Genomic DNA, 22,209 nt, shown 5'->3' with positions numbered 1-22,209 from the left:
TTGGTAAAAAATCATATTATATGGGGGGAAGACTGTAATGACAATAAACTTAGCAAGAATTCTGGACTTTGTTATTTTTGGAGTAATAATAGTCTTTCTTATATTTTTGTATAGACTTTTAAGCTCTTCACAGGGGAAGATTGCTGATATTTATGAAATTCATAAGAAAATAGATGAACTTTCTGAAAAAGAGGAATATTTAAGGAGAGAAGTAAGAGAAATAACAGATATTATTAGAGCTTTGAGAACTCAAGAATTGGCATTAATGGAAGAGATCAAAAAAGTTACTGAAAAACAAAGCTCAACCATAAATTTGCAAGAATTAGAGCAGAAAATAAACCTATTAGATAAAAAACTTACAAGAATATTAGAAATATTAATGTCCAAATAAAATTCCCCTCTTCCCCTAAATTCTTTTCAAGAAGAGGGGAATCTATTAAAGTTAGCTTCTGTTTTTGAGTTTTAAGATTTCTCCAAGAGTTAGTGGGGGCGGAGTATATTCGTTTAAGTATTTTCTCATTTCTTGCTCTAATTTTTCTCTCATCAAAGCCTTGATAGAAAGGTGTATTCTTCTTGTTTGGGGATTTATTTTAATTATTTTTGCCTCAATTTCTTCGTTTTCTTTGAATTCTACTTTTTCATTTTCTTTTTCAAAAGAAAGCTGAGTATTAGGTAAAAATCCCTCTATGCCGGGTTCTAACTCTACGATGTAACCATCTTTTATTTTTTCTACTATTTTTCCTTTAATATTTTGTCCTTCTTTATATTTTTCATTTATGTCTTCCCAGGGATCTTTCAATAGATCTCTTCTACTTAAAGTTAGTTTTTTATTTTCTTTATCCAGGTCTATAATCTTTACTTCTAGTGTATCTCCAATTTTAAACTTTTCAAATAGGTCATTTGTTCTCTCCCAGGAAAGGAACTTTTTGGGTATGAGCCCCTCGAGTCCTGGCTTGATTTCAATAAATATTCCAAATTCCGTAATATTTGTTATTTTTCCCGAAACAATATCGCCAATTTTATAATTTTTATCAATCACATCCCAAGGATTTGGTTCCACCTGTTTCATACTTAAAAATATTTTTTTATTTATCTCATCAATATTAAGGACTTTCAATCTAACTTTGTCTCCAATTTTTAGTTCATTTTTTATGTTTGAAGGTCTTCCCCATGAGATTTCACTAACAGGTATATAGCCTATTAAATTATCAACCTTTACTACAAGTCCTCCTGCAATTTTAATTATTTCTCCCTCTACAATGGAGCCTTCTGGATACTTTTCTTTAAATACCGACCATGGGTTAGGCTGAGTTTGCTTGATGCTTAATTTGGCAGTTTTACTATCTTCATTTAGAGATAAGATTTTAGCCTTTACAATATCTCCTACACTGTAATATCGCCTTATATTTCTAATAGGAAACCAAGAAATTTCGTCTTTTTCTACCTCTCCTGTAATTCCTAATCCTAAATCTACGGTGATTTTCTCATCGTCAATTTTTATTATCTTTCCTCTCACGATTTGGGAATTTTTTATTTTTTCCCAGAGATTTGCTCTTTCTTCTTCTTGCTTTTTCTCAAGAATCTCTCTTACAGAGATTATTAACTGTTTTTTTTCAGGATTTATCTTTTTAATTTTTCCTTCGACTCTTCGATTTATATAGTACTTAGGGGAGTTAATAGGAGGAATATCAATTTCCTTTGCTGGAATAAAACCTTCTATTTCATTCTTAATTTCCACAATAAATCCTCTACCATTATAATCTGTGACTTTGCATTGAATAGGCTCGTTGTTTTGGTATGCCCATAAGAGTTCTTCCCATATCTTATTTTCTACAGCTTTTTTATGGGAAACAGTAATGATTCCCTCTCTATAGTTTATAGATGTTATTACTACTGGAATGTTATCTATATCTTTATTCTTTTCAAGCTTCACTTTTAGGTCTTTTGATAATTCACTATAGGGTAGGAAAGCATCGTACTTTTTACCAATATCCAGCCATAATCCATCCTTGTTTTTGCTTAGTATATTTCCATATACTAAACTATCAATGGAAAGAGATAAATCGGTTTCTTCAAGTTTTATGTCTGAAATTTCTTCCACAATTTTTCCCTCCTTTCTGTAAAATTATATACTTTTCTTCAATTATAACATAAAATACTTGAAAACATAAAAAAGATGCCTCTTGACTTACCACTAATTTATGGGTATACTTTTCAATGGCTCGCCGAGGTAGCTCAGAGGCAGAGCAGCTGATTTGTAATCAGCGGGTCGTGGGTTCGAATCCCTCCCTCGGCTCCATATAGGTGGGGAGGTACCCAAGTGGCCAAAGGGGGCAGACTGTAAATCTGCTGGCGGGTGCCTTCGGGGGTTCAAATCCCTCCCTCCCCACCACTAAAGGATCGCGGGGTAGAGCAGCCAGGTAGCTCACCGGGCTCATAACCCGGAGGTCGAGGGTTCAAATCCCTCCCCCGCAACCAATTGAGCCCACGTAGCTCAGTTGGCAGAGCGTACCCTTGGTAAGGGTAAGGTCACCGGTTCGATCCCGGTCGTGGGCTCCACTAAAATTTTGCCTCTTTTTTATTTAGTGGTTTTAGGATATAATCTGAGAAAATTTTTAAATTAATTTATCCTTAGGAGGAGATAAAGGATGGCGAAGGAGAAATTTGTAAGGACGAAGCCACATGTGAATATAGGTACGATAGGGCATGTAGACCATGGGAAGACGACATTAACTTCAGCCATAACGATGGCATTAGCTGCGGAAGGGTTAGCGAAGCCATTGAAGTACGAAGACATAGACAAAGCGCCTGAGGAGAGGGCGAGGGGAGTGACGATAAATTTAGCGCATGTGGAGTATGAGACGCCCAACAGGCATTATGCGCACATAGATGCGCCAGGGCATGCTGACTATATAAAGAACATGATAACGGGTGCTGCGCAGATGGATGGAGCCATATTGGTAGTATCAGCTGCGGATGGTCCGATGCCCCAGACGAGGGAGCACATATTACTTGCGAGGCAAGTTAATGTTCCATACATAGTAGTATTTTTGAACAAGATAGACATGGTAGATGATCCGGAGATAATAGACTTAGTGGAGATGGAGGTAAGGGACTTACTGACGAAGTATGGATATCCAGGGGATGAGGTACCAGTTGTGAGGGGGTCAGCGTTAAAGGCATTAGAGGTATTATTTCAGAATCCCAACACGAAGAGAGGGGAGAACAAGTGGGTAGATGCGATATGGGAATTAATGGATGCGGTAGACAATTACATACCGATACCAGAGAGGGATGTAGACAAGCCATTTTTAATGCCAATAGAGGACATATTTAGTATAACAGGGAGAGGTACAGTAGTTACAGGTAGAGTAGAGAGAGGAAGGGTGAAGGTAGGGGATGAAGTAGAGATAGTAGGATTAAGTGATGAGATAAAGAGGAGTGTAGTGACTGGGGTAGAGATGTTCAGGAAGCAATTAGATGAAGCGATAGCAGGGGATAACATAGGGATACTATTAAGAGGGATAGACAAAGACGAAGTAGAGAGGGGGCAAGTAGTAGCGGCGCCGGGTACTATAAAGCCCCACACACATTTCAAAGCGCAGGTATATGTATTGAAGAAGGAAGAAGGAGGGAGGCACACGCCCTTTTTCAGTGGATACAAGCCGCAATTTTACTTTAGGACGACAGATGTAACAGGGGAGATAAAATTGCCAGAGGGTGTACAGATGGTGATGCCAGGGGACAACATAGAGATGGAGATAAAATTAATCAAGCCAGTAGCATTAGAGGAAGGTTTAAGGTTTGCTATAAGAGAAGGTGGAAGAACAGTTGGTGCAGGTGTCATAACTAAAATTATTGAATAAAAACAGTGAGGTGTTATAATAGATATGAGAGTAATAATAACTTTAGCTTGTACAGAATGTAAAGAGAGAAATTATACTACTGAGAAAAATAAGAAGAATGATCCAGATAGATTGGAGTTAAGAAAATATTGTCCAAGATGTAAAAAGCATACCCTTCATAGGGAAGTAAGGTAGGCCCGTAGCTCTAATAGGGAGAGCACCGGACTCCAAATCCGGGGGTTGCAGGTTCGAGCCCTGCCGGGCCTGCCAAAAATTTTTATATGGTGGGAGAGAAGTTATGAGTAGGAAAATATCGGTCGTAGATAGGATAAAGAGTTTCTGGGTTGACGAGAAATTAGAGCTCAAAAAAGTAATGTGGCCAGACAAAAATAAAGTTCTTCAACTTTCTTTAGCTTTAGGTGTAACTTTAATATTGTTAATTCTTATTATTTCTTTATATGATTTTATTTTTGGTATTTTGAGTAGATTAATTCTTGGAAGTTTTACGGGGTAGAAAATGGAGGTAATTTCTGTGGCTGAACCAAAATGGTTTGTGGTACATACTCTTGCGGGACACGAACATAAAGTTAAAGCTATATTAGAAAGGCAGGTAAAACTTAATCATTTAGAGGATAAGGTTTTTGAGATTGTTGTTCCCGAGGAGAAAGTAATGACAGTAAAGGGCGGGAAAAAGAGGATACAAGTAAAAAAAGTGTTTCCTGGATATTTGTTCATAAGAATGATTGAAGATGAGGATGTGATAAGAATGATTCGAAATACTACTGGAGTAACAGGATTTGTAGGTACCCCAGGTAGGCCAAGTACTTTAAATCCTCAAGAGGAACATTGGATAAGAAGATTCTTAGAACAGAAAGAAATAAGACCTGAGCTTAAAGTTAAAAAGGGTGACAGAGTTTATATAAAATCAGGACCCTTCATGGGATATGAGGGGTTCGTAGATGAGGTATATCCTGAAAAAGGAACAGTAAGAGTATTATTATCTATTTTTGGGAGAGAAACCCCTACTGAGATAGATCATACTCAAGTAGAAAAGACTGATTAGTAAAGGAGGGAATATCATTGCCTAAAAAAGTTGTAGGAAAAGTAAAACTTCAGTTACCAGCAGGTAAAGCTACACCTGCCCCACCAGTAGGACCAGCATTAGGTCAATATGGTGTTAATATTATGGAGTTTTGTAAAGCTTATAATGCTGCTACAGCTGGACAGGAAGGAATGATTATACCTGTTGAAATAACTATTTATGAGGATAGATCCTTTACTTTTGTGACAAAGACTCCCCCTGCTTCTGATCTTTTAAAGAAGGCTGCAGGAGTGGAAAAAGGATCTGGAGAACCTAATAAAGTAAAAGTTGGAAAGGTAAAGAGAAGTAAGATAAGAGAGATAGCAGAGTTGAAGATGAAAGATTTGAATGCAAATGATATAGAGGCAGCGATGAGGATGATTGAGGGTACGGCAAGGAGTATGGGTATTGAAATAATTGAGGGTTAAAAAGAAAGTGGGAGAGATTTTTTCTCGCTAATACCACTATAAAGGAGGATTGAATATGGCAAAAAGAGGTAAGAGATATCAGCAGTTGCTTTCTCTGATTGAAAAAGGAAGATTATATTCTCCAAAGGAGGCTGTAAGTTTAGTTAAAAAACTTGCAACAGCAAAGTTTGACGAGACCATAAATCTAGCTGTAAGACTTGGCGTGGATCCAAGACATGCAGATCAACAAGTTAGAGGAACAGTTGTTTTACCTTACGGCACAGGTAAAGAAAAGAAAGTCTTGGTTTTTGCTGAGGGAGAAAAGGCTCAGGAAGCAAGAGAGGCCGGAGCAGATTATGTAGGTGGAGAAGATCTAGTAAAGCAGATTGAAAGCGGATGGCTTGATTTTGATGTAGCAATAGCTACTCCTGATATAATGGGAACCTTAAAAATTCCTTCTCGATTAGGGAAAATTTTAGGTCCAAGAGGATTAATGCCGAATCCTAAAACGGGTACCGTTACTAATGATATAGCTAAGGCTGTTAAAGAATATAAGGCTGGAAGGGTAGAATTTAGGACGGATCGATATGGAATAGTTCATGTTCCAATAGGTAAAGCCTCTTTTTCTGAAGAGGCTTTGTATAAAAACTTAATGACCGTGTTAGGAACCCTTTTAAGGCTTAAGCCAGCCGCAGCAAAAGGACAATATTTTAAAAGTATCTACATATCCCCAAGTATGGGCCCAAGTGTACCTATAGATACTAAGAATATTGCAGACCTTGTAAAACAAGAGGAGGCTGCATAGCGGAATAAAATAAAAACTTGAAATATTAGAGGGCCGAAGACCGTAGGTTTTTAAAATTTCCTACGTAGGCCTTTCTGGTTTCTCAAAAAATAAAAAAAGATTTAGATAAATAAGGGAAAGCCAGAAGGCTTTCCCTTATTTTTGAAATAATAAGAAAGGAGGTGAAAAGATTGCCAAAACCAGAGAAAATACAGAAGGTTGAAGAGTTATATCAAAAAATGCTGAATGCTAATGCTCTAATTTTTACAGAATTCAAAGGCTTATCAGTTGCTGATTTAACTCAACTAAGAGGAAAGATAAGACCCTTAAATGCAGAATACCGAGTAGTAAAGAATACTTTAGCTCTTCGTGCAATTCAAAGAATGTACCCAGATAAAGATTTAGAAAAATTCTTCGTAGGACCTACTGCAATAACCTATTGTTATGATGATCCTTTTGGCGTTTTGAAGGCCCTTGTGGATTATGCAAAGGATCATGAATTATTGAAGTTTAAAGGCGGAATAATAGATGGGGAAGTTTATTCTGCTGATGAGATTAGAGAGTTAGCTAAACTTCCTCCAAAGGAAGTCATACTATCTCAGGTGGTTGGATCTATCTCTGCACCATTATCTTCTCTTGTGTGGAATTTAAAATGGCCTGTTAATAAGCTGGTTTGGACTTTAGACGCTATTGCTAAAGAAAAAGAAAAAATTTCAATAAATCAATAAAGGGAGGTTATTAGAATGAATAAAGAGGAAATTATTCAAGCTATAAAAGAAATGAAAGTGATCGAACTGGTAGAGTTAGTAAAGGCTCTTGAGGAGGAATTTGGTGTTAGTGCAGCAATGCCTGTGGCAGCTGTAGGAGCACCTGTAGCTGGAGCAGCGGCAGCAGCTCCTGTTGAGGAAAAAACTACCTTTGACGTAATTTTAAAGGATGCTGGAGCTAATAAGATAAAGGTGCTCAAAGTAGTAAGAGAAATCACAGGACTTGGTTTGAAAGAAGCAAAAGATCTTGTGGATTCTACACCTAAACCTATAAAAGAAGGCGTATCTAAACAAGAGGCAGAAGAAATTAAAGCTAAATTAGAAGCAGAAGGGGCAGTAGTGGAGATTAAGTAAAAGATTAAAGGGAGGAGGGGGATTAGTCCTCTCCTCCCAAATTAAATCCATCGTGTAATGCTCTAACAGCTTTTTCTACCAAATCTCTTCTTATTATACACGTAATTTTAATCTCGGATGTAGTAATCATTTCTATATTTATTCCTTCCGAAGCAAGAATTCCAAACATCTTGGCAGCAATTCCTGGGGTGCTTTGGATTCCCCATCCCACAATAGAAACTTTTCCTACGTTATTATCATATAATACCTTTTTTGCTCCAATTTCTTTTGCTACTTCTTGCACTACTTTTAGAGCTTCGTTCAACTCCCTTTCAGATACGGTAAAAGATAAATCAGTTATTCCTTCTTTACTTACATTCTGGACTATATCGTCCACATTTATTGATTTTTCTCCAAGAGGAGCAAATATTTTGTGGGCTATGCCGGGTTTGTCAGGGACACCTATAATAGTTATTTTAGCAATGTTTTTGTTATGGGCTATACCCTTTACTTTCTGTTTAGATTCCACTTCCTTTACCTCCCCTATTAAAGTTCCAGAATTTTCATTAAAACTTGATCTCACTACTACTGGTACATGATATGTGGCAGCAAGATCTACAGAGCGAAGTTGCATTACCTGTGCTCCTTGGCTTGCCATTTCTAACATTTCTTCATAGGATATAAACTCGAGTTTTTTGGCATTTGGTACTACCCTGGGATCGGCAGTAAAAATACCATCCACATCAGTATATATTTCACATATATCTGCTTTTAAAACAGCAGCAAGAGCTACTGCAGTTGCATCAGATCCTCCTCTTCCAAGAGTTGTTACATCTCCCTTTTCAGGTTCATATCCTTGGAAGCCAGCAACAATAACTACTTTTCCTTTTTCTAATTCTTCCAATATTCTCTTGGGATCGATTTTTTTTATATTTGCTTTTGTAAAAACAGAATCTGTCATAATTCCTGCCTGTTTTCCTGATAGAGCTATAGCAGGAATTCCTAAATTTTGCAGAGCCATAGCAGTAAGTGCAGCAGAGATTCTTTCACCAGAAGATAGTAAAAAGTCCATCTCTCTTGGATTAGGATTAGGATTTAATTTTTCCGCCATATCTATAAGTTCGTCAGTGGTATCACCCATAGCAGAAACTACCACTACTAATTTATGTCCACTATGATAATACTTAGCTATTCTTTGGGCCACATTTTTAATTCTCTCAATAGACCCGACAGAGGTTCCACCATATTTCTGTACTATCAGGCTCACCTTCTATATTTCCTCCTTATTTTATTAAATATTCAAGAATTTGAATAGCATTTAAAGCTGCACCTTTTCTAATATTATCTGACACAACCCACATATTTATAGATCTTGGGTTAAATAAATCTTTTCGAATTCTACCCACAAATACCTCATCTCTTCCTTCGCAAAAGATAGGCATTGGATAGACCTTATTTGAAGGTTCATCTAAAACTCTTACACCAGGTGCATTGGATAAAACTTCAAAAACCTCTTCCAAAGAGAAATCATCTTGAAACTCAGCATTAATTACTTCTGAATGTCCTCTTATTACAGGAGTTCTTACGCAGGTTGGAGAAACTTTTATAGTTGGATCATGCAGTATTTTATGGGTTTCTCTTACCATCTTCATCTCTTCTCTGGTATAATTTTCGTCTTCAAAACTATCAATATGTGGAATTAGGTTAAACGCGATAGGATGGGGAAAAACTTTAGGAGGATGATCTTCCCTTTTAAGAAAAGCTGAAGTAGAAGTTAAAAGCTCGTCTATAGCATCTTTTCCTTTTCCAGATACCGACTGATAAGTTGCTACAAATATTCTCTTAAGTTTCCATCTCTTGTGAAGAGGATTTAAAGCTACGAGCATTTGTATAGTTGAACAATTTGGATTTGCAATTATGTTTTTATGATTTTTTAGATCCTCTGGATTTATCTCTGGTATTACAAGAGGTACTTCAGGGTCCATTCTAAATGCATTGCTATTATCTATAATTATGGTTCCTTTTTTTGCAATTTCAGGAGCAAGTTCAAGACTAATCTCTTCTCCAATAGAGAATAATGCAAATTCAGCCTTAGCAATTCCATCTGCCGTGGCTTTTTCAACTTTTATCTTTTCGTTTCCAAACTCCACATATGTTCCTTCAGATTTTGCAGAAGCAAAGGCATACAATTCTGAAATGGGGATTTTTCTTTCATAAAGTATCTTTAACATCTCTTGTCCTACAAGACCTGTTGCTCCGACTACCGCTATTTTATATCCCATCTAATTACCTCCTTACTTAGAGATTTTCTATTTTAATTCCTTCATTATTAACTTTTAGAACCATAAGTTTACCATCAATTTTATTTTTTAAATTATTTTCTAAGTTTTTCAAAATTTCAAGGGCTTTTTTATAAGAGAATGTTAGAGTTATTAATGAAGGTCCAGCTCCGCTTAGTACTAACTTTTTATTAAACTTTTTTAATTCCTCTTTAAGGGTATTATACTCTTTTACTAGTTTAAATCTGTAAGGTTGGTGAATTTTATCATCCATCCCCATGTCTATTAGAGCTTCATCACCTTTAATTAATCCTGTTATTAAAAAACTTAGTTTTTGTAAATTAAATATTACGTCTTCTTTGGGATAATTTTGAGGTAAAATTTTTCTTGCTGATTCTGTGGATAACGTATATTTGGGAATGAAAATAACCCCATATATGTTACTATATACAGGTAGTTTGCTAAAGAAAATTTCATTTTCGTTTTTTAAACATATTACAACGCCTCCTTCTAAACAAGCTGATAAATTGTCAATATGATTCTCAAAATTTAAAGCAATTTTTATTTTTTCAAATTTTTCGAGTTTTTTATTGGCAATTATCTCTGCTGTGAATATACCTCCTAAGATGGCGGCAGCACTGCTCCCAAGTCCTTTTCCTATGGGTATCTCAGACTCTATTTTTATAGTATATTTAAGATCTTCTTTAAACCTAAGATAGTCTAATGTATAGGCTAGGCTTTGAAGAAATAAGTCATTCTTCTTAATCTCTTCCTTATTATTGTTTAGAATCCTTTTTTCAAGGGAATTTAACTCAATATCTATTCTAAGATATAAATCCCAACAGATACCTATAGTATCAAAACCAGGTCCCAAGTTAGCAGATGTGGCAGGCACCTTAATAAGATATCTCATTTTTCTAATATCTTCTGAAATTCTTCTATTTTAGGTTCGATAGATACATCAATCTTAGCTTGTTTTATAGCTATATCTGGATCTTTTAAGCCATGTCCAGTAAGAACACATACTACTTCTTTACCTGGGAATCTATTCTCTCTTAAAAGTTTTTTTACCCCAGCCCATGATGCTGCAGAAGCTGGCTCTACAAATATTCCTTCTTTTGAGGCTAATTCCTTTTGAGCTTCTAATATTTCTTCGTCGGAGACAGTGTCAATTAGGCCTAAGGATTCTTTAACTGCGTTTATAGCTTTATCCCAACTTGCAGGATTTCCTATTTTTATTGCTGTAGCTATAGTTTGTGGATTAGGAATAGGATACCCTTTTACAAGAGGAGCAGCACCCTCTGCTTGAAATCCAAGCATTTTAGGAAGTTGTTTTATTTTCCCTATTTTATAATATTCTTTAAAGCCCATCCAATAGGCAGATATATTTCCCGCATTTCCAACAGGAATAGCAAGATTTTCAGGATTTCTACTAAGAACATCACAAATCTCAAAAGCTGCTGTTTTTTGTCCTTCTAATCGATAAGGATTTATAGAGTTTACTAAGGTAATAGGAAATTTTTGAGAGATCTCTTTTACTAATTTTAAAGCGTCATCAAAATTTCCTTTTACACTAATTATTTTAGCACCATACATTATAGCTTGGGCAAGTTTCCCTAAAGCAATAGCCTTTTCTGGGAGTACCACAAAAGCTTTTAGATTTGTAAGAGCAGCATATGCAGCTGCTGAGGCGGCGGTGTTTCCTGTAGAAGCACATATAACCATCTCACTTTTTTCTTCTAAAGCTTTTGCAATTGCTACCACCATACCTCTATCTTTGAAGGATCCGGTAGGATTCATACCTTCATATTTAAGCCATATATCTATACCATATTTCTTAGAGAGATTGTTGGCATATATTAGTGGAGTATTACCTTCATGTAGGGTTATTAGAGGGGTTTTATCGGTTATGGGGAGGAGATCTCTGTATCTCGGTATTACGCCATTCATTTCTTCACACCTCAATTCTTATTAAACTTCCCCATTCTTCAAGAATAGGTAGCAACTTTATCTCTTCAATTGCTTTTGACATACTTTTTTCGTAGGTTTTATGAGTTAAAATTACGAGTTCTGCTTTTCCTTCTTTTTCTGAAGTTTCTTTCTGAATGACTGAGGAAATGCTTATGTGATTTTCTCCTAATATTTTAGCTATTTGAGCTAAAACTCCTGGTTGGTCTTTTACCCATAATCTTATATAGTATCGGGTATATATCTCATCGCTAGGTTTTATTTTAGAAGGATAGAGATAAGCAAAGGAATAATACCGAGGAACCGAATAAAGGATGGTATGAGTTGCCTCCAAAATATCAGAAAGAAGAGCCATTGCGGTAGGATAGGGTCCTGCTCCTTCTCCATATAGCAACACATCTCCTCTTTTTTCTGCCCTCAATAATATGGCGTTATAGACACCATTTACAGAAGATAAAGGAGATGATAAGGGAATCATAGTTGGATGAACTCTTACTTCTATTTCACCATTATAGAATTTGCTTATTGCAAGAAGTTTTATTTTATATCCAAGTTCTTTTGCATATTGGATATCTCTTAAGGAAATCTTTTCGATTCCTTCAGTATAGATTTCTTCTGGTTTTATTGTTGTATGATAAGCAAAAGAAGAGAGTATTGCTAATTTGAATTTTGTATCAAGTCCCAATATATCTTTTGATGGATCAGGCTCAGCATATCCTAATTTTTGAGCTTCTCTTAATACTTCCTCAAAATCTCTAAGTTCTTCTTCCATTTTTGTTAATATATAATTTGTAGTTCCATTTACAATCGCCCATATTTCCTTGACTTTATCCACAGCCATAGCTTCTTTAATAGTTTTTATTAACGGTATCCCTCCACCTACACTTGCTTCAAAAGCTATATCTACTCCTTTTTTTCTTGCTATTTTATGAAGTTCATCACCATGAAGAGCAATTACTTCTTTGTTTGCAGTAACTACAAACTTTTTTTCTTCTAAGGCCCTTTTTATATAAGTATGAGCGGGCTCTTCTCCTCCCATTACTTCTACAATAAGAGATATCTCTTTATCATAAATTATCTCGTCAGGATTGTTAGTTAAAAAATCCTTAGGTATATCTCTTTTTTTAGAAAGATCTCTTACAAGTACTTTTTTAATCTCTAGAGGTTCTCCAAGAATATTTAGGATATTTTCTTTCTCCATGTGGATAGTATCCCAAAGAGCCTGCCCCACTTGTCCTCCTCCAAGAATCCCGATCTTCATATCTGTCCCCCTAATAGGTCCTCATAATTTTCTCTTTTTACTATAATCCTATCTTTCCCATTTTCTACTAATACTACTGCAGGTCTTGGAGTAGCATTGTACCACGTATACATGGAAAAGTTGTAGGCACCAGTTGTAAAGGTTATTAAATAATCTCCAGGATTAGGCCATAAACCCGAAAAGTCTTTTATTAAAATATCTCCTGATTCACAATGCTTTCCTGCTATGGAAAAAATTTCTTCCCTATCTCCTTTAGTTATAATTAGGGCCGAATATTTTGCTCCGTATAGAGATGGTCTTATATTATCTGACATTCCTCCGTCTACCGAAACATATTTTCTTATGCCAAGTTCTTTCCTACTCTCAATTCTATAAAGAGTAATTCCTGCTCTACCTACAAGAGATCTTCCTGGCTCACAGATTAATTTGAAATTATGCCCAATAGTCTCACTAAATTTATTTGATACTTCTCGGGCAAGGTCCTCTATGTCAGGGGGATTATCCTCTTTTGTATAGGCTACTCCTAATCCACCACCTATACTCATCTCTTCTACAGTTATGTTTTTACTATTTAGCTCTTTATATACTTCGCTTAATACTTCGGAAAGTTTAACATATGCTGAGATATCAAATATCTGGGATCCTATATGGGAATGTATTCCCTTAAAAATTATGTTTTTTTCCGTATTTATTTTTTCTATGAGCACTAAAGCCTGCTCTATGGGTAAGCCAAACTTAGTGTCCGTTTGCCCCGTACGGATAGATTTATGGGTATTAACTTCTATATTAGGTATGATCCTTACCAATACTTTTACTTTTGTATCTTTTTTAGACAATACATATTTTATCTTTTCGTATTCATCAAAGTTATCTATAATTATTGCTCCAACCTTCTGATCGATGGCATATTCAATCTCCTTTAGAGTTTTTGCATTTCCATGGAAGTATATGTCTTCAGATGGTACATTAGCACTTAAGGCTATATACAGTTCTCCCCCTGTAGAAACAAGAGCTCCTAAACCATAATTTTTAAATATTCTAATGACTTCTAAAATAGGCAGAGCTTTTATTGCAAATAATACCTTATATTTGTTTTTGTAATATTTTTTCCAAGAGTTTATATATTTTTGAGCCTGAAAAATCAGTGTTTCCTTGTCTAATATATAAAGAGGAGTTCCATATTTTTCTCCTAAATAAGGTATACTTACTCCTCCTATTTTATAGTCTTCATCCTTCTTAAAGGTTATAGGATATACTTTATTTTCCATATACCGGACTTCCTGCTACTCCAGAGTTTGCATATTCGTGGAAGATTTTTCTTATCTTTTGAGTAATTTCTCCTGGTTTTCCATTTCCAATAATTCTTTCGTCAATCTTTATAACTGAGATTATCTCTACTGCAGTACCTGTCAGAAATACTTCATCGGCATTATAAAGATCGTATCTTGTGAAAAATCCTTCCACAACTTCAAGACCAAGCTCTTTCTTTGCAAGTTCTATTACTGTTGCCCTTGTTATACCTGGAAGAGCACCTAAGGTTACTGATGGAGTAAATAATATGCCATTTTTTACGAAAAATATATTATCTACAGTTGCTTCAGTTACATATCCTTGATGATTTAACATTATTCCCTCAGCAGCACCAGCAATTCTTGCTTCTATTCTTGCAAGAATATTACTCATGTAGTTTAGAGATTTTATTCTCGGATCTAAAACATCAGTGGGAGATCTTCTGGTAGCAACAGTAACAGCATTTAGGCCAGTTTGGTAAAACTCTTCAGGAAAGACCTTTATCTTGTCTGCTATGATTATGACAGTACCCTCTTTGCATTCCCAAGGATCTATTCCAAGTCCGTATGCTCCTCTTGTAACAATAAGCCTTATATAGGAATCTCTTAAATTGTTCACTCTTACAGTCTCTAAGACTGCCTCTTCCATTTCTTTAAAAGATAAAGGTATATTAAGCCATACTGCTTTTGCCGATGCGTATAATCTTTCCAAATGCTCCTTGAGTTTGAAAACACTTCCGTTATATGATCTTATTCCCTCAAATACGCCGTCACCATAAAGAAGTCCACGGTCAAAAACAGAAATTTTTGCGTTCTCTGTAGGAATAAATTCTCCATTAATATAAACTAATCCCATTTTGTTTTTCCCTCCTTTTTTTAAGGTAAAATTATACATTTAGAATGGAAATTTTTCAATTGAAATCTCTTGGCATTTTGTTAAAATAATAGTATAATTTTTGAGCTAAATCCTGCTCCATACCGAGAGTATGGGGCCAAATAAGTCCAAGGGAGGTAGGAGATGCGTAAATACGAGATTATGTGTTTAATAAGTCCTGAGTTATCCGAAGAAGATTTCAAAACACTTTATGAGGGTATCCAACAAGATATTCAAAATTTGGGTGGCGAAGTACAAAATGTAGACGTATGGGGTAAAAGAACCCTTGCGTATCCTGTTAAAAAATTTACCGAGGGTTATTATGTGGTTATGAACTTTTTGTTTCCTCAGACTCAGCTTCCAGAATTTGAGCGGAGATTAAAATTAAGAGAAAAACTCTTGCGCTATATGATTACTCTCTTGGAGAAAGAAGAGTAAAAAATGTTAAATAAAGTTTTGCTTATTGGACATTTGGTAAGAGACCCTGAGATGAGGTATACACCTTCTGGTATACCTGTGACTACTTTTAGAATTGCTGTGAATAGGCCTAAGAATAGTAAGGGGGAAAGTACTGCAGATTTTATTGATATTGTGGCATGGAGAAGATTGGCAGAAATATGTGGTGATTATCTTAAAAAGGGTAGGCTTGTAGCTGTGGAGGGAAGACTTAGGACAAGAACTTATCAGACTCCCGATGGCCAAAGAAGGAGAGTGGTTGAGGTAGAAGCAATAAATGTACACTTTTTGGGAAAAAAGAGTGAGAATACAGAAAGTATTTCAATTGAAGAACCTTCAGAGGAGATTCTTGATATTGATATAGAAAATGAAGAAGAGATATTAAATGAAATATTAGAGGAAAGTGAGGAGGAAAGTAATGAGTAATGAGAAGGCTTCTACAAAAGCTCCTAAGTTCGCTTATCCATCAAAGAAAAAATACTGTATTTTTTGTAGTGAAAAGATAGATTATATTGATTATAAAAATGTGGAAAGATTGAAAAGATTTATGACTGAAAAAGGCAAGATAATACCTCGTAGAATCAGTGGAAATTGTGCAAGACATCAAAGACAGTTAAGTACTGCCATCAAGAGAGCAAGGTATATGGCTTTATTACCTTATGTGGTTAAATAGACTATTTAAATTTGGTAGTTTTATAAAGATTAAAGGAGGGCACTTTGCCCTCCTTATTATTATGTGAGGAGAGAATCTATGAATAGAAGTCTTCAAGGTTTGGTTGAAGGGAGTTTAATCACTGCTATAAATATTGTTCTTGCGTGGTTTTCTTATTGGTTTTTTCCTATGATATATTTCATTCCTTTACCCTCTTTGATTTTAACTTATAGACATGGATTAAGAATATCTATATTGTCTCTGATTATTTCTATTATTCTTCTATCCCTAATGTTAAGTCCTTTTAGTGCCATTTTTCTTATGCTACCTTCAGGTATTCTTGGATTATATTTGGGATATGGACTACAAAAGAAATTTAATTTGAGACTGTTAATTGTTGGAAGTTTTACACTTCTTCTGTTCTTTGAAATTTTAAGCATATATCTGTCCATGATACTTTTTAAGATGCCCTTTGAGAAAGTTATAGGAATTGATGCTATGAAAGAAGGTTGGAGAAAATCTTTGGAGATATTTAGGAATTATTTAGGGGAAAGTAATAACGAATATATTGATATGCAAAACAAGTTTATGGAAAATTTACACATCTTTGTACCTTATTTCTTGATAATCTCCACCTTATTTCAGGTTTTTCTTAACTATATAATCGTGGAAAGAGTATTAAAAAGGTTTAAAATAGAAGCGCCATCTTTACCTAATCTTGAAGGTTTTAGGATATCCAAGAAATTATTATTTTCTGTTCTTGCCTTATATATCCTCTTTATTTTTGTTAATATTCCTTCCAAAAACATAATCCTTTCTAATTTGTATCTTTTTTTACAAACTATTATACTTTTTAACGGCTATATTTTTGCATGGATTTTGTTAAAACATTATATTTCACGTAAGAGTTTACGTATACTCCTTTTCATCCTTTTTATTTTAAATCCTATTTTTGGGAGTATAATATTTATAGTAGGTTTTGTTGACATATTCTTTCCTTTAAGAGAAAAATTAATTCTAAAAGAGGGGTAGTTATATGAAGAAAGTAAAAGTTCTACTCTTAAGAGATGTAAATAACTTAGGAAAAAAAGGAGAAATAGTGGATGTAAGTGATGGATATGCTAGAAATTATCTTTTTCCTAAGGGACTAGCACAAGAAGTTAATGAGGGAATGTTAGAACATTTAAAATTGCAGGAGATCTCTCAAAAGAAAAAAGAAGAGAAGCTTTTGGAAAAATTTAGGAAAGAAAAGGAGTATATTGAGAAAGAAGTTTTTGTGATTAAGGCAAAAGTTGGAGAGAGAGGAAAGCTTTTTGGATCTATAACAAGCAAGGACATTGCGGAGATTATCTCTAAGAAGTTGAAGATAGAGATAGATAAAAGACAAGTTAATCTTGATGAACCTATAAAGTCTTTGGGAGAATATAACATTGAGGTGAAATTGCATCCTCAAGTTGTAGCTAATGCTAAAGTGTTGATTGAGGCTGAATAGAGATGAAGAATAAGGAAGATATCCTCGGAAGAGTTCCCCCTCATAATGAAGAAGCAGAACAAGCTGTACTTGGTGCAATGCTTCTTTCAAGGGATGCTATAGCCAAGGTTATTGAAATATTAAATCCAGATAGTTTTTACTACGAGCATCATGGAATAATTTTTAGAATTATTGTAGAACTGTTTGAAAAAGGTCTTCCTGTAGATTTGGTCTCAGTTACAGAAGAGCTGAGGAGTAGAAATCTTCTTGAGAGGGTTGGAGGTAGTGTTTATCTTGCCTCCCTTCTTGATGTAGTTCCTACTGCTGCTAATGTAGAGTACTATGCAAACATTGTGGCAGAAAAAGCTCTCTTAAGAAGACTAATTACTGCTGGTACTGAGATAGTCTCTTTAGGATATAGGGAAAATGAAAATCCAGAACTTTTAGTTGATAAGGCAGAACAATTGATATTTGATATAGCTCAGCACCATAGATTTAGAACCCTTGTCCCTCTTAGAGATATCTTGGCAAAAAGCTTTAAAGAAATAGAAAGAATTCATCAAACAGGAAAACCTTTTACTGGTATTCCTACGGGGTTTTGGGATTTGGACAGAAAAACGGGAGGATTTCAACCTTCGGATCTAATTATAGTAGCAGCTCGCCCTGGAATGGGCAAAACTTCTTTTTGTTTAAATATTGCTCAACATGTAGCTTTAGAGGAACATTTACCAGTGGCCATATTTAGTCTCGAGATGTCAAGTTTTCAGTTAGCTTTAAGGCTTTTAGGTTCGGAGGCTCAGATAGATATTCATAGATTAAGGACAGGACAGATTCGGGAACAGGAATGGCCTAAATTAGCAAGAGCCTTTGGTAAATTAGCAGAGGCGCCTATCTTTGTAGATGATACTCCTGATCTTAATGTTATTGAGATGAGAGCAAGGGCAAGAAGACTAAAAGCAGAAATAGGACTTTCTCTTATCATTGTGGATTACTTACAGCTTATAAGACTTCTCGACAGGGATAAAAGTGAGCATCAACAAATTTCTGAGATTTCAAGAGGACTTAAATCTTTAGCGAGGGAGCTCGAAGTGCCAGTTATTGCTATATCGCAACTTTCAAGAGCTGTGGAGACAAGAGCCGAAAGAAGACCTCAACTTTCAGACTTAAGAGGTTCAGGAGGTTTAGAGCAAGACGCTGATGTAGTAATATTTATCTATAGAGAAGGATATTACAAGGCGCAAGAATCAGAGATAGACTCAGATTTGCCTGAAGAAGTGGAGATTATAATAGCTAAACAGAGGAATGGACCTACTGGTACTGTAAAGCTATTGTTTATGAAGAATTCAACTTCTTTTAAATCCCTGAGTTTAAGAGAAGAGGCGTGATAGATTTGACTATAGATTTTTAAAGATTTATAATTTTCTCAAGTTTAAAAAAATAGATAATTAACAAATTTAAGGAGGGTTATTTGATGGACGAAAGAGAACAGATTTTATCATTAGTAATCTCATTGGAGGATCAGGAAGAAATAGAAAGATATCTTGGACAATTTCTTGCGGAGTCTAAAGCTAAAGCTGCTCTCTTAATAGATAAAAGTGGTACTGTAATTGGTGGTAGGGGAACTGCTTCTCAATTTGATTTTGTAACCATTTCTGCTTTAGCCGCAGGTGCCTTTTCGGCTACTCAGGAGCTTGCTAAGCTTTTGGGAGAGGAAGAGTTCTCGTTAATTTTTCATCAAGGAAAGAGAAACCATCTTCACATATCTCATATAGAGAAACAGGTTTTACTTCTTGTGATTTTTGATGATTCTACCACCCTTGGTATGGTGAGACTTTTTGCACAAAAGGCTTGTGAAAACCTTGCGAAAATAATAAAGAAAATTAAAGAAAAACAGAAGGACATACCTAAAGCAGAGTTTAATTTTAGTGATATAGAGGATTTTTTCAAAAAATAAAAAAAATAAGAATAGAAAGGTGAAGATAAATGGCGGTTTTAAATTATGCTGCAAGAGAAATCACTTGTAAAATTGTTTATTGTGGACCTGGTTTGAGTGGAAAAACGGTAAATCTTCAGCAAATTTATAAGATGGTTTCTCCTGATAGACGTGGCGAGCTTGTCTCTCTTGCTACCGAAACCGAAAGAACTTTGTTTTTTGATTTTTTACCTTTAGATCTTGGAACAGTACAAGGTTTTAAGCTGAGATTTCAATTATATACCACACCAGGTCAAGCTCTCTATGAGGCAAGTAGGAAATTAATTTTAAGAGGTGTTGATGGACTCGTCTTTGTGGTAGATTCTCAGAAAAGTAGATTAGATGAAAATGTAAGGATATTTGAGGCTCTTAAAAAGGAGCTTGCTGCTGTGGGTTATGATTTTAACACGCTTCCTTTTGTTTTTCAATATAATAAAAGAGATTTGCCAGATATTGTTAGTGTTGAGGAGTTAAATCAAAAATTAAATCCTGATGGGAAGTATAAATATTTTGAGGCTGTTGCAATCGAGGGAAAAGGAGTTATGGAAACTTTAAAAGCTATTTCTCAGGAGGTACTTTTAAAGCTTACTCGTGGATAAGAATTTAGTACTTATAAAAATTGGTGGAAATGTTTTAAATAAATTTTCTCTCTTCTTATCCTTTATAAAAGATCTTTACGATAAAGGGTATGATTTTGTTTTTTTACATGGTGGAGGAAACGAGATAAATTATTGGATGGAGAGGTTTGGTCTTGAGCCTAAATTTGTAAAAGGCAGAAGAGTAACCGATGAAAATACTTTAAAAATAGTTGAGATGGTCCTCTCAGGAGAGATACAAGGAAGAGTTATATCAGAAATTAAAAAAGTAGGGTTAAAAGTTGTAGGTCTTAATGGAAAGTCAATTTTCAATTGTAGAAAATTGTTTATTGACGGTATAGATTTAGGATATGTAGGGGAAGTAGTGGGAGTAGAAGTTTCGGCTATTGAGAAACTCTTAGAAGAAAGATACATTATAGTCACTACCTCTTTGGGGATTGATGAACAGGGTAATTCTTATAACGTAAATGCTGATTCTGCTGCTTTAGCTTTGGGGGTTCATCTTAAGGTAGAGAGGTTGATATTTTGCACTGATGTTCCAGGAATTATTTTAAAGCAGAATGGTGAAGAGGTGGTTTTAAATAAATTATCTGTAGAAGAGGCTAAAAGATTGATTGAGATAGGAGAAGTTTTTGGTGGGATGATTCCAAAGCTTGAGTCAGCAATTGTGGCTATAGAAAATGGAGTAAAAACAGTGCAAATATGGGGAGGATTGGATTTTTCAAAGGCATGGAATATGGAAGAAGGAACTTTAATTTACAAGTAATTTTTGGGGGAAGATTATGAATGAAGAAAGAATATATGAAGATGAAATTAGCTTAGCAGAACTTTTCTATATCATTTGGAAAAGAAAAATTTTAATCATTACTTTATTCATAGTTTTTATAACAGTAGCTCTAATTTACAGTTTGTTAGCTCCTAAAATTTACGAGGCTAAAACTGTGATCTTATTACCTCAACAATCAGGAAGTACTTCTGCCTTAAGTGCTTTGGCTCAAAGTCTACCTATATCCTTAGGAATTCCTTTATCTTCAACCCCATCTGCGAATATGGTAGCTATTTTAAAAAGTAGGTCTGCAGCTGAGTATGTTTTTAAAAAACTTAAGCTTGAGGGTTATTTTAAAGCGAAAAACTATGAGGACGCCTTAGAGCAGTTGATGAAGAGCATAAAAGTCACTACTAATGATAAGGAAAATACTATTACTCTAACTGCGGAGGCTAAGGATCCTAAATTAGCTGCAGATATTGCTAATACTTATGTAGAAGCTTTAAGTAATATAAATGCTTCTCTTGGAGTATATACTGCGAAAAGGACAAAAGAATTTTTGGAAAAGCAGATAGAAAGAGTTAAAAAAGATTTAGAGCAAGCTGAGAACAGATTGAAGGAATTTCAAGAGAAGAACTTAATATTTGATGTAAACGATGAGGCAAAAGCCGTAGTTGATGCTCTTGCAAAATTGGAATCAGAAAAACAAATGACATCCATAACTTTAAAGGTGGAAAAAGAGAATTTTGAGAATTTAAAAAGAGCTCTTATTAATCAGCAAAGAATTCAACAAAAAGATCTGCTCGCTATAACCTCTCTTACCGCCACATCTACTGTACTTTCTGACCTTAGGAATAAGCTAATCTCTCAGGAATCAGAACTTGCTCTTCTTTCTGTGGATTATGGTCCAGAGCACCCAAAAGTTATTTCCATGAAGTATGCGATTGAGGAGACCAAGAGGGTAATTAGAGACGAACTTGATAGAATTTATAAAGCGATTAATAATTCTTCTTTATATGAACTTTTTAGCTTACAAATGGATATATTTGTTAATGAATCTAAATTAAAAGCTCTTTCTGATGTCATAGATGAATATCAGAAGAGACTTTCTAATTTGCCAGAGCTTGGTCTTACTTTATCTAAACTTTTGAGAGATGTGAAAGTTCAAGAGACTATTTATACCATGCTTCTTTCTCAATATGAACAAGCAAAAATTGATGAGACAAAAGAAACGGCCGTAGTTTCAGTTCTTGATCCTGCTGTACCTCCCTCTAAGAAGTCTAAACCCTCTACTGTTTTAAACGTGCTTATAGCTGGGGTAAGCAGTATATTTTTGGGGATATTTTTAGCCTTTTTCCTTAATTTTTGGGAAAATTTTAAGAGAGAATGGAAAAAATTGGGAGGATAA

Annotated in this window: 27 protein-coding genes and 5 tRNA genes; 24 read left to right on the top strand and 8 right to left on the bottom strand. The window is 35.0% G+C overall.

The genetic code is table 11. The features are described 5' to 3' along the window. The first annotated feature begins 37 nt into the window (after window positions 1-37). On the top strand, window positions 38-391 hold the full coding sequence (locus tag DTUR_RS07165; RefSeq protein ID WP_012583732.1) for a hypothetical protein: 354 nt from the start codon (window positions 38-40) through the stop codon (window positions 389-391). A gap of 51 nt (window positions 392-442) precedes the next feature. Here the strand turns inward: DTUR_RS07165 and DTUR_RS07160 are convergent, their stop codons facing one another. Next, window positions 443-2,101: a S1 RNA-binding domain-containing protein gene (locus tag DTUR_RS07160; RefSeq protein WP_012583731.1), complete on the bottom strand. Its 1,659-nt coding sequence runs from the start codon at window positions 2,099-2,101 to the stop codon at window positions 443-445. A gap of 123 nt (window positions 2,102-2,224) precedes the next feature. On the opposite strand from DTUR_RS07160, the gene DTUR_RS07155 reads away from it, so the two are divergent. The 13 genes from DTUR_RS07155 (at window position 2,225) to rplL (ending at window position 7,238) form a co-directional block, all read left to right on the top strand. Next, a tRNA-Thr gene (locus DTUR_RS07155) sits at window positions 2,225-2,299 on the top strand. 7 nt (window positions 2,300-2,306) lie between these two features. Beyond that, window positions 2,307-2,392, top strand: a tRNA-Tyr gene (locus DTUR_RS07150). 9 nt (window positions 2,393-2,401) lie between these two features. Beyond that, a tRNA-Met gene (locus tag DTUR_RS07145) sits at window positions 2,402-2,478 on the top strand. Window positions 2,479-2,483: 5 nt separating this feature from the next. After that, window positions 2,484-2,559, top strand: a tRNA-Thr gene (locus DTUR_RS07140). A gap of 89 nt (window positions 2,560-2,648) precedes the next feature. After that, window positions 2,649-3,866 carry an elongation factor Tu gene (gene tuf / locus DTUR_RS07135; protein ID WP_012583343.1) on the top strand — a complete coding sequence of 406 codons (1,218 nt, stop codon included), beginning with the start codon at window positions 2,649-2,651 and terminating at the stop codon, window positions 3,864-3,866. 24 nt (window positions 3,867-3,890) lie between these two features. Continuing rightward, entirely contained in the window at window positions 3,891-4,040 is a 150-nt protein-coding gene (rpmG, locus tag DTUR_RS07130) for a 50S ribosomal protein L33 (protein ID WP_012583730.1), read from the top strand. Next, window positions 4,039-4,115 (top strand) — tRNA-Trp (locus tag DTUR_RS07125). Before rpmG ends, DTUR_RS07125 begins: the two co-directional genes overlap by 2 nt. A gap of 28 nt (window positions 4,116-4,143) precedes the next feature. Next, a complete protein-coding gene (secE, locus tag DTUR_RS07120; protein WP_012583729.1) occupies window positions 4,144-4,359 on the top strand; it encodes a preprotein translocase subunit SecE in 216 nt (71 codons plus the stop codon). Window positions 4,360-4,377: 18 nt separating this feature from the next. Next, on the top strand, window positions 4,378-4,908 hold the full coding sequence (gene nusG, locus DTUR_RS07115; protein WP_012583728.1) for a transcription termination/antitermination protein NusG: 531 nt from the start codon (window positions 4,378-4,380) through the stop codon (window positions 4,906-4,908). A 17-nt stretch (window positions 4,909-4,925) separates the two neighbouring features. Then, entirely contained in the window at window positions 4,926-5,354 is a 429-nt protein-coding gene (gene rplK / locus DTUR_RS07110; protein WP_012548197.1) for a 50S ribosomal protein L11, read from the top strand. 55 nt (window positions 5,355-5,409) lie between these two features. After that, window positions 5,410-6,138 (top strand): 50S ribosomal protein L1, encoded by a 729-nt coding sequence (gene rplA, locus DTUR_RS07105; RefSeq protein ID WP_012583727.1) that lies wholly within the window; start codon window positions 5,410-5,412, stop codon window positions 6,136-6,138. 170 nt (window positions 6,139-6,308) lie between these two features. Next, window positions 6,309-6,845, top strand: a complete 537-nt coding sequence (gene rplJ, locus DTUR_RS07100) for a 50S ribosomal protein L10 (protein WP_012583726.1) — start codon at window positions 6,309-6,311, stop codon at window positions 6,843-6,845. 15 nt (window positions 6,846-6,860) lie between these two features. Then, window positions 6,861-7,238, top strand: a complete 378-nt coding sequence (gene rplL, locus DTUR_RS07095) for a 50S ribosomal protein L7/L12 (protein WP_012583725.1) — start codon at window positions 6,861-6,863, stop codon at window positions 7,236-7,238. A 22-nt stretch (window positions 7,239-7,260) separates the two neighbouring features. Here rplL and DTUR_RS07090 read toward each other — a convergent pair whose 3' ends face one another. Genes DTUR_RS07090 through ilvE form a run of 7 tightly spaced genes read right to left on the bottom strand, consistent with a single transcriptional unit; the run spans window position 7,261 to window position 14,870 of the window. Next, window positions 7,261-8,484, bottom strand: a complete 1,224-nt coding sequence (locus DTUR_RS07090) for an aspartate kinase (protein ID WP_012583724.1) — start codon at window positions 8,482-8,484, stop codon at window positions 7,261-7,263. 16 nt (window positions 8,485-8,500) lie between these two features. Then, window positions 8,501-9,499: an aspartate-semialdehyde dehydrogenase gene (locus DTUR_RS07085; protein WP_012583723.1), complete on the bottom strand. Its 999-nt coding sequence runs from the start codon at window positions 9,497-9,499 to the stop codon at window positions 8,501-8,503. Window positions 9,500-9,515: 16 nt separating this feature from the next. Next, entirely contained in the window at window positions 9,516-10,409 is an 894-nt protein-coding gene (gene thrB / locus DTUR_RS07080; RefSeq protein WP_012583722.1) for a homoserine kinase, read from the bottom strand. Continuing rightward, entirely contained in the window at window positions 10,406-11,446 is a 1,041-nt protein-coding gene (gene thrC, locus DTUR_RS07075; RefSeq protein ID WP_012583721.1) for a threonine synthase, read from the bottom strand. The genes thrB and thrC overlap by 4 nt, the downstream gene beginning before the upstream one ends. Window positions 11,447-11,450: 4 nt before the next feature. Then, window positions 11,451-12,725, bottom strand: a complete 1,275-nt coding sequence (locus DTUR_RS07070; protein ID WP_012583720.1) for a homoserine dehydrogenase — start codon at window positions 12,723-12,725, stop codon at window positions 11,451-11,453. Beyond that, window positions 12,722-13,993 carry a diaminopimelate decarboxylase gene (gene lysA, locus DTUR_RS07065; RefSeq protein ID WP_012583719.1) on the bottom strand — a complete coding sequence of 424 codons (1,272 nt, stop codon included), beginning with the start codon at window positions 13,991-13,993 and terminating at the stop codon, window positions 12,722-12,724. Before lysA ends, DTUR_RS07070 begins: the two co-directional genes overlap by 4 nt. Beyond that, window positions 13,983-14,870 carry a branched-chain-amino-acid transaminase gene (gene ilvE / locus DTUR_RS07060; protein WP_012583718.1) on the bottom strand — a complete coding sequence of 296 codons (888 nt, stop codon included), beginning with the start codon at window positions 14,868-14,870 and terminating at the stop codon, window positions 13,983-13,985. The genes lysA and ilvE overlap by 11 nt, the downstream gene beginning before the upstream one ends. 162 nt (window positions 14,871-15,032) lie before the next feature. Between ilvE and rpsF the strand changes: the two genes are divergently transcribed. The 10 genes from rpsF to DTUR_RS07010 all read left to right on the top strand — a co-directional run bounded on the left by rpsF (window position 15,033) and on the right by DTUR_RS07010 (window position 22,209). Continuing rightward, window positions 15,033-15,326 carry a 30S ribosomal protein S6 gene (gene rpsF / locus DTUR_RS07055; protein ID WP_012583717.1) on the top strand — a complete coding sequence of 98 codons (294 nt, stop codon included), beginning with the start codon at window positions 15,033-15,035 and terminating at the stop codon, window positions 15,324-15,326. 3 nt (window positions 15,327-15,329) lie between these two features. Then, the gene (locus DTUR_RS07050; RefSeq protein ID WP_012583716.1) at window positions 15,330-15,770 is read left to right on the top strand and encodes a single-stranded DNA-binding protein; all 441 of its coding nucleotides are present in this window, start codon (window positions 15,330-15,332) and stop codon (window positions 15,768-15,770) included. Then, window positions 15,763-16,017 (top strand): 30S ribosomal protein S18, encoded by a 255-nt coding sequence (gene rpsR, locus DTUR_RS07045; RefSeq protein WP_012583715.1) that lies wholly within the window; start codon window positions 15,763-15,765, stop codon window positions 16,015-16,017. The genes DTUR_RS07050 and rpsR overlap by 8 nt, the downstream gene beginning before the upstream one ends. 78 nt (window positions 16,018-16,095) lie before the next feature. Beyond that, the gene (locus DTUR_RS07040) at window positions 16,096-17,028 is read left to right on the top strand and encodes a DUF2232 domain-containing protein (protein WP_012583714.1); all 933 of its coding nucleotides are present in this window, start codon (window positions 16,096-16,098) and stop codon (window positions 17,026-17,028) included. Between the two features lie 4 nt (window positions 17,029-17,032). After that, the gene (gene rplI / locus DTUR_RS07035; RefSeq protein WP_012583713.1) at window positions 17,033-17,488 is read left to right on the top strand and encodes a 50S ribosomal protein L9; all 456 of its coding nucleotides are present in this window, start codon (window positions 17,033-17,035) and stop codon (window positions 17,486-17,488) included. A gap of 2 nt (window positions 17,489-17,490) precedes the next feature. Next, complete coding sequence (dnaB, locus tag DTUR_RS07030) at window positions 17,491-18,852, top strand: replicative DNA helicase (RefSeq protein ID WP_012583712.1); 1,362 nt, start codon at window positions 17,491-17,493, stop codon at window positions 18,850-18,852. Window positions 18,853-18,938: 86 nt separating this feature from the next. After that, window positions 18,939-19,421 carry a roadblock/LC7 domain-containing protein gene (locus DTUR_RS07025; RefSeq protein WP_012548117.1) on the top strand — a complete coding sequence of 161 codons (483 nt, stop codon included), beginning with the start codon at window positions 18,939-18,941 and terminating at the stop codon, window positions 19,419-19,421. Between the two features lie 29 nt (window positions 19,422-19,450). Next, the gene (locus DTUR_RS07020; protein WP_012583711.1) at window positions 19,451-20,038 is read left to right on the top strand and encodes a GTP-binding protein; all 588 of its coding nucleotides are present in this window, start codon (window positions 19,451-19,453) and stop codon (window positions 20,036-20,038) included. Continuing rightward, on the top strand, window positions 20,031-20,801 hold the full coding sequence (gene argB, locus DTUR_RS07015; protein ID WP_012583710.1) for an acetylglutamate kinase: 771 nt from the start codon (window positions 20,031-20,033) through the stop codon (window positions 20,799-20,801). Before DTUR_RS07020 ends, argB begins: the two co-directional genes overlap by 8 nt. A 16-nt stretch (window positions 20,802-20,817) precedes the next feature. After that, on the top strand, window positions 20,818-22,209 hold the full coding sequence (locus DTUR_RS07010) for a GumC family protein (protein ID WP_012583709.1): 1,392 nt from the start codon (window positions 20,818-20,820) through the stop codon (window positions 22,207-22,209).

Origin of the sequence: Dictyoglomus turgidum DSM 6724 (assembly GCF_000021645.1) — a bacterium.
Lineage (GTDB): Bacteria > Dictyoglomota > Dictyoglomia > Dictyoglomales > Dictyoglomaceae > Dictyoglomus > Dictyoglomus turgidum.
This window is presented reverse-complemented; position numbering and strand designations above follow the sequence as displayed.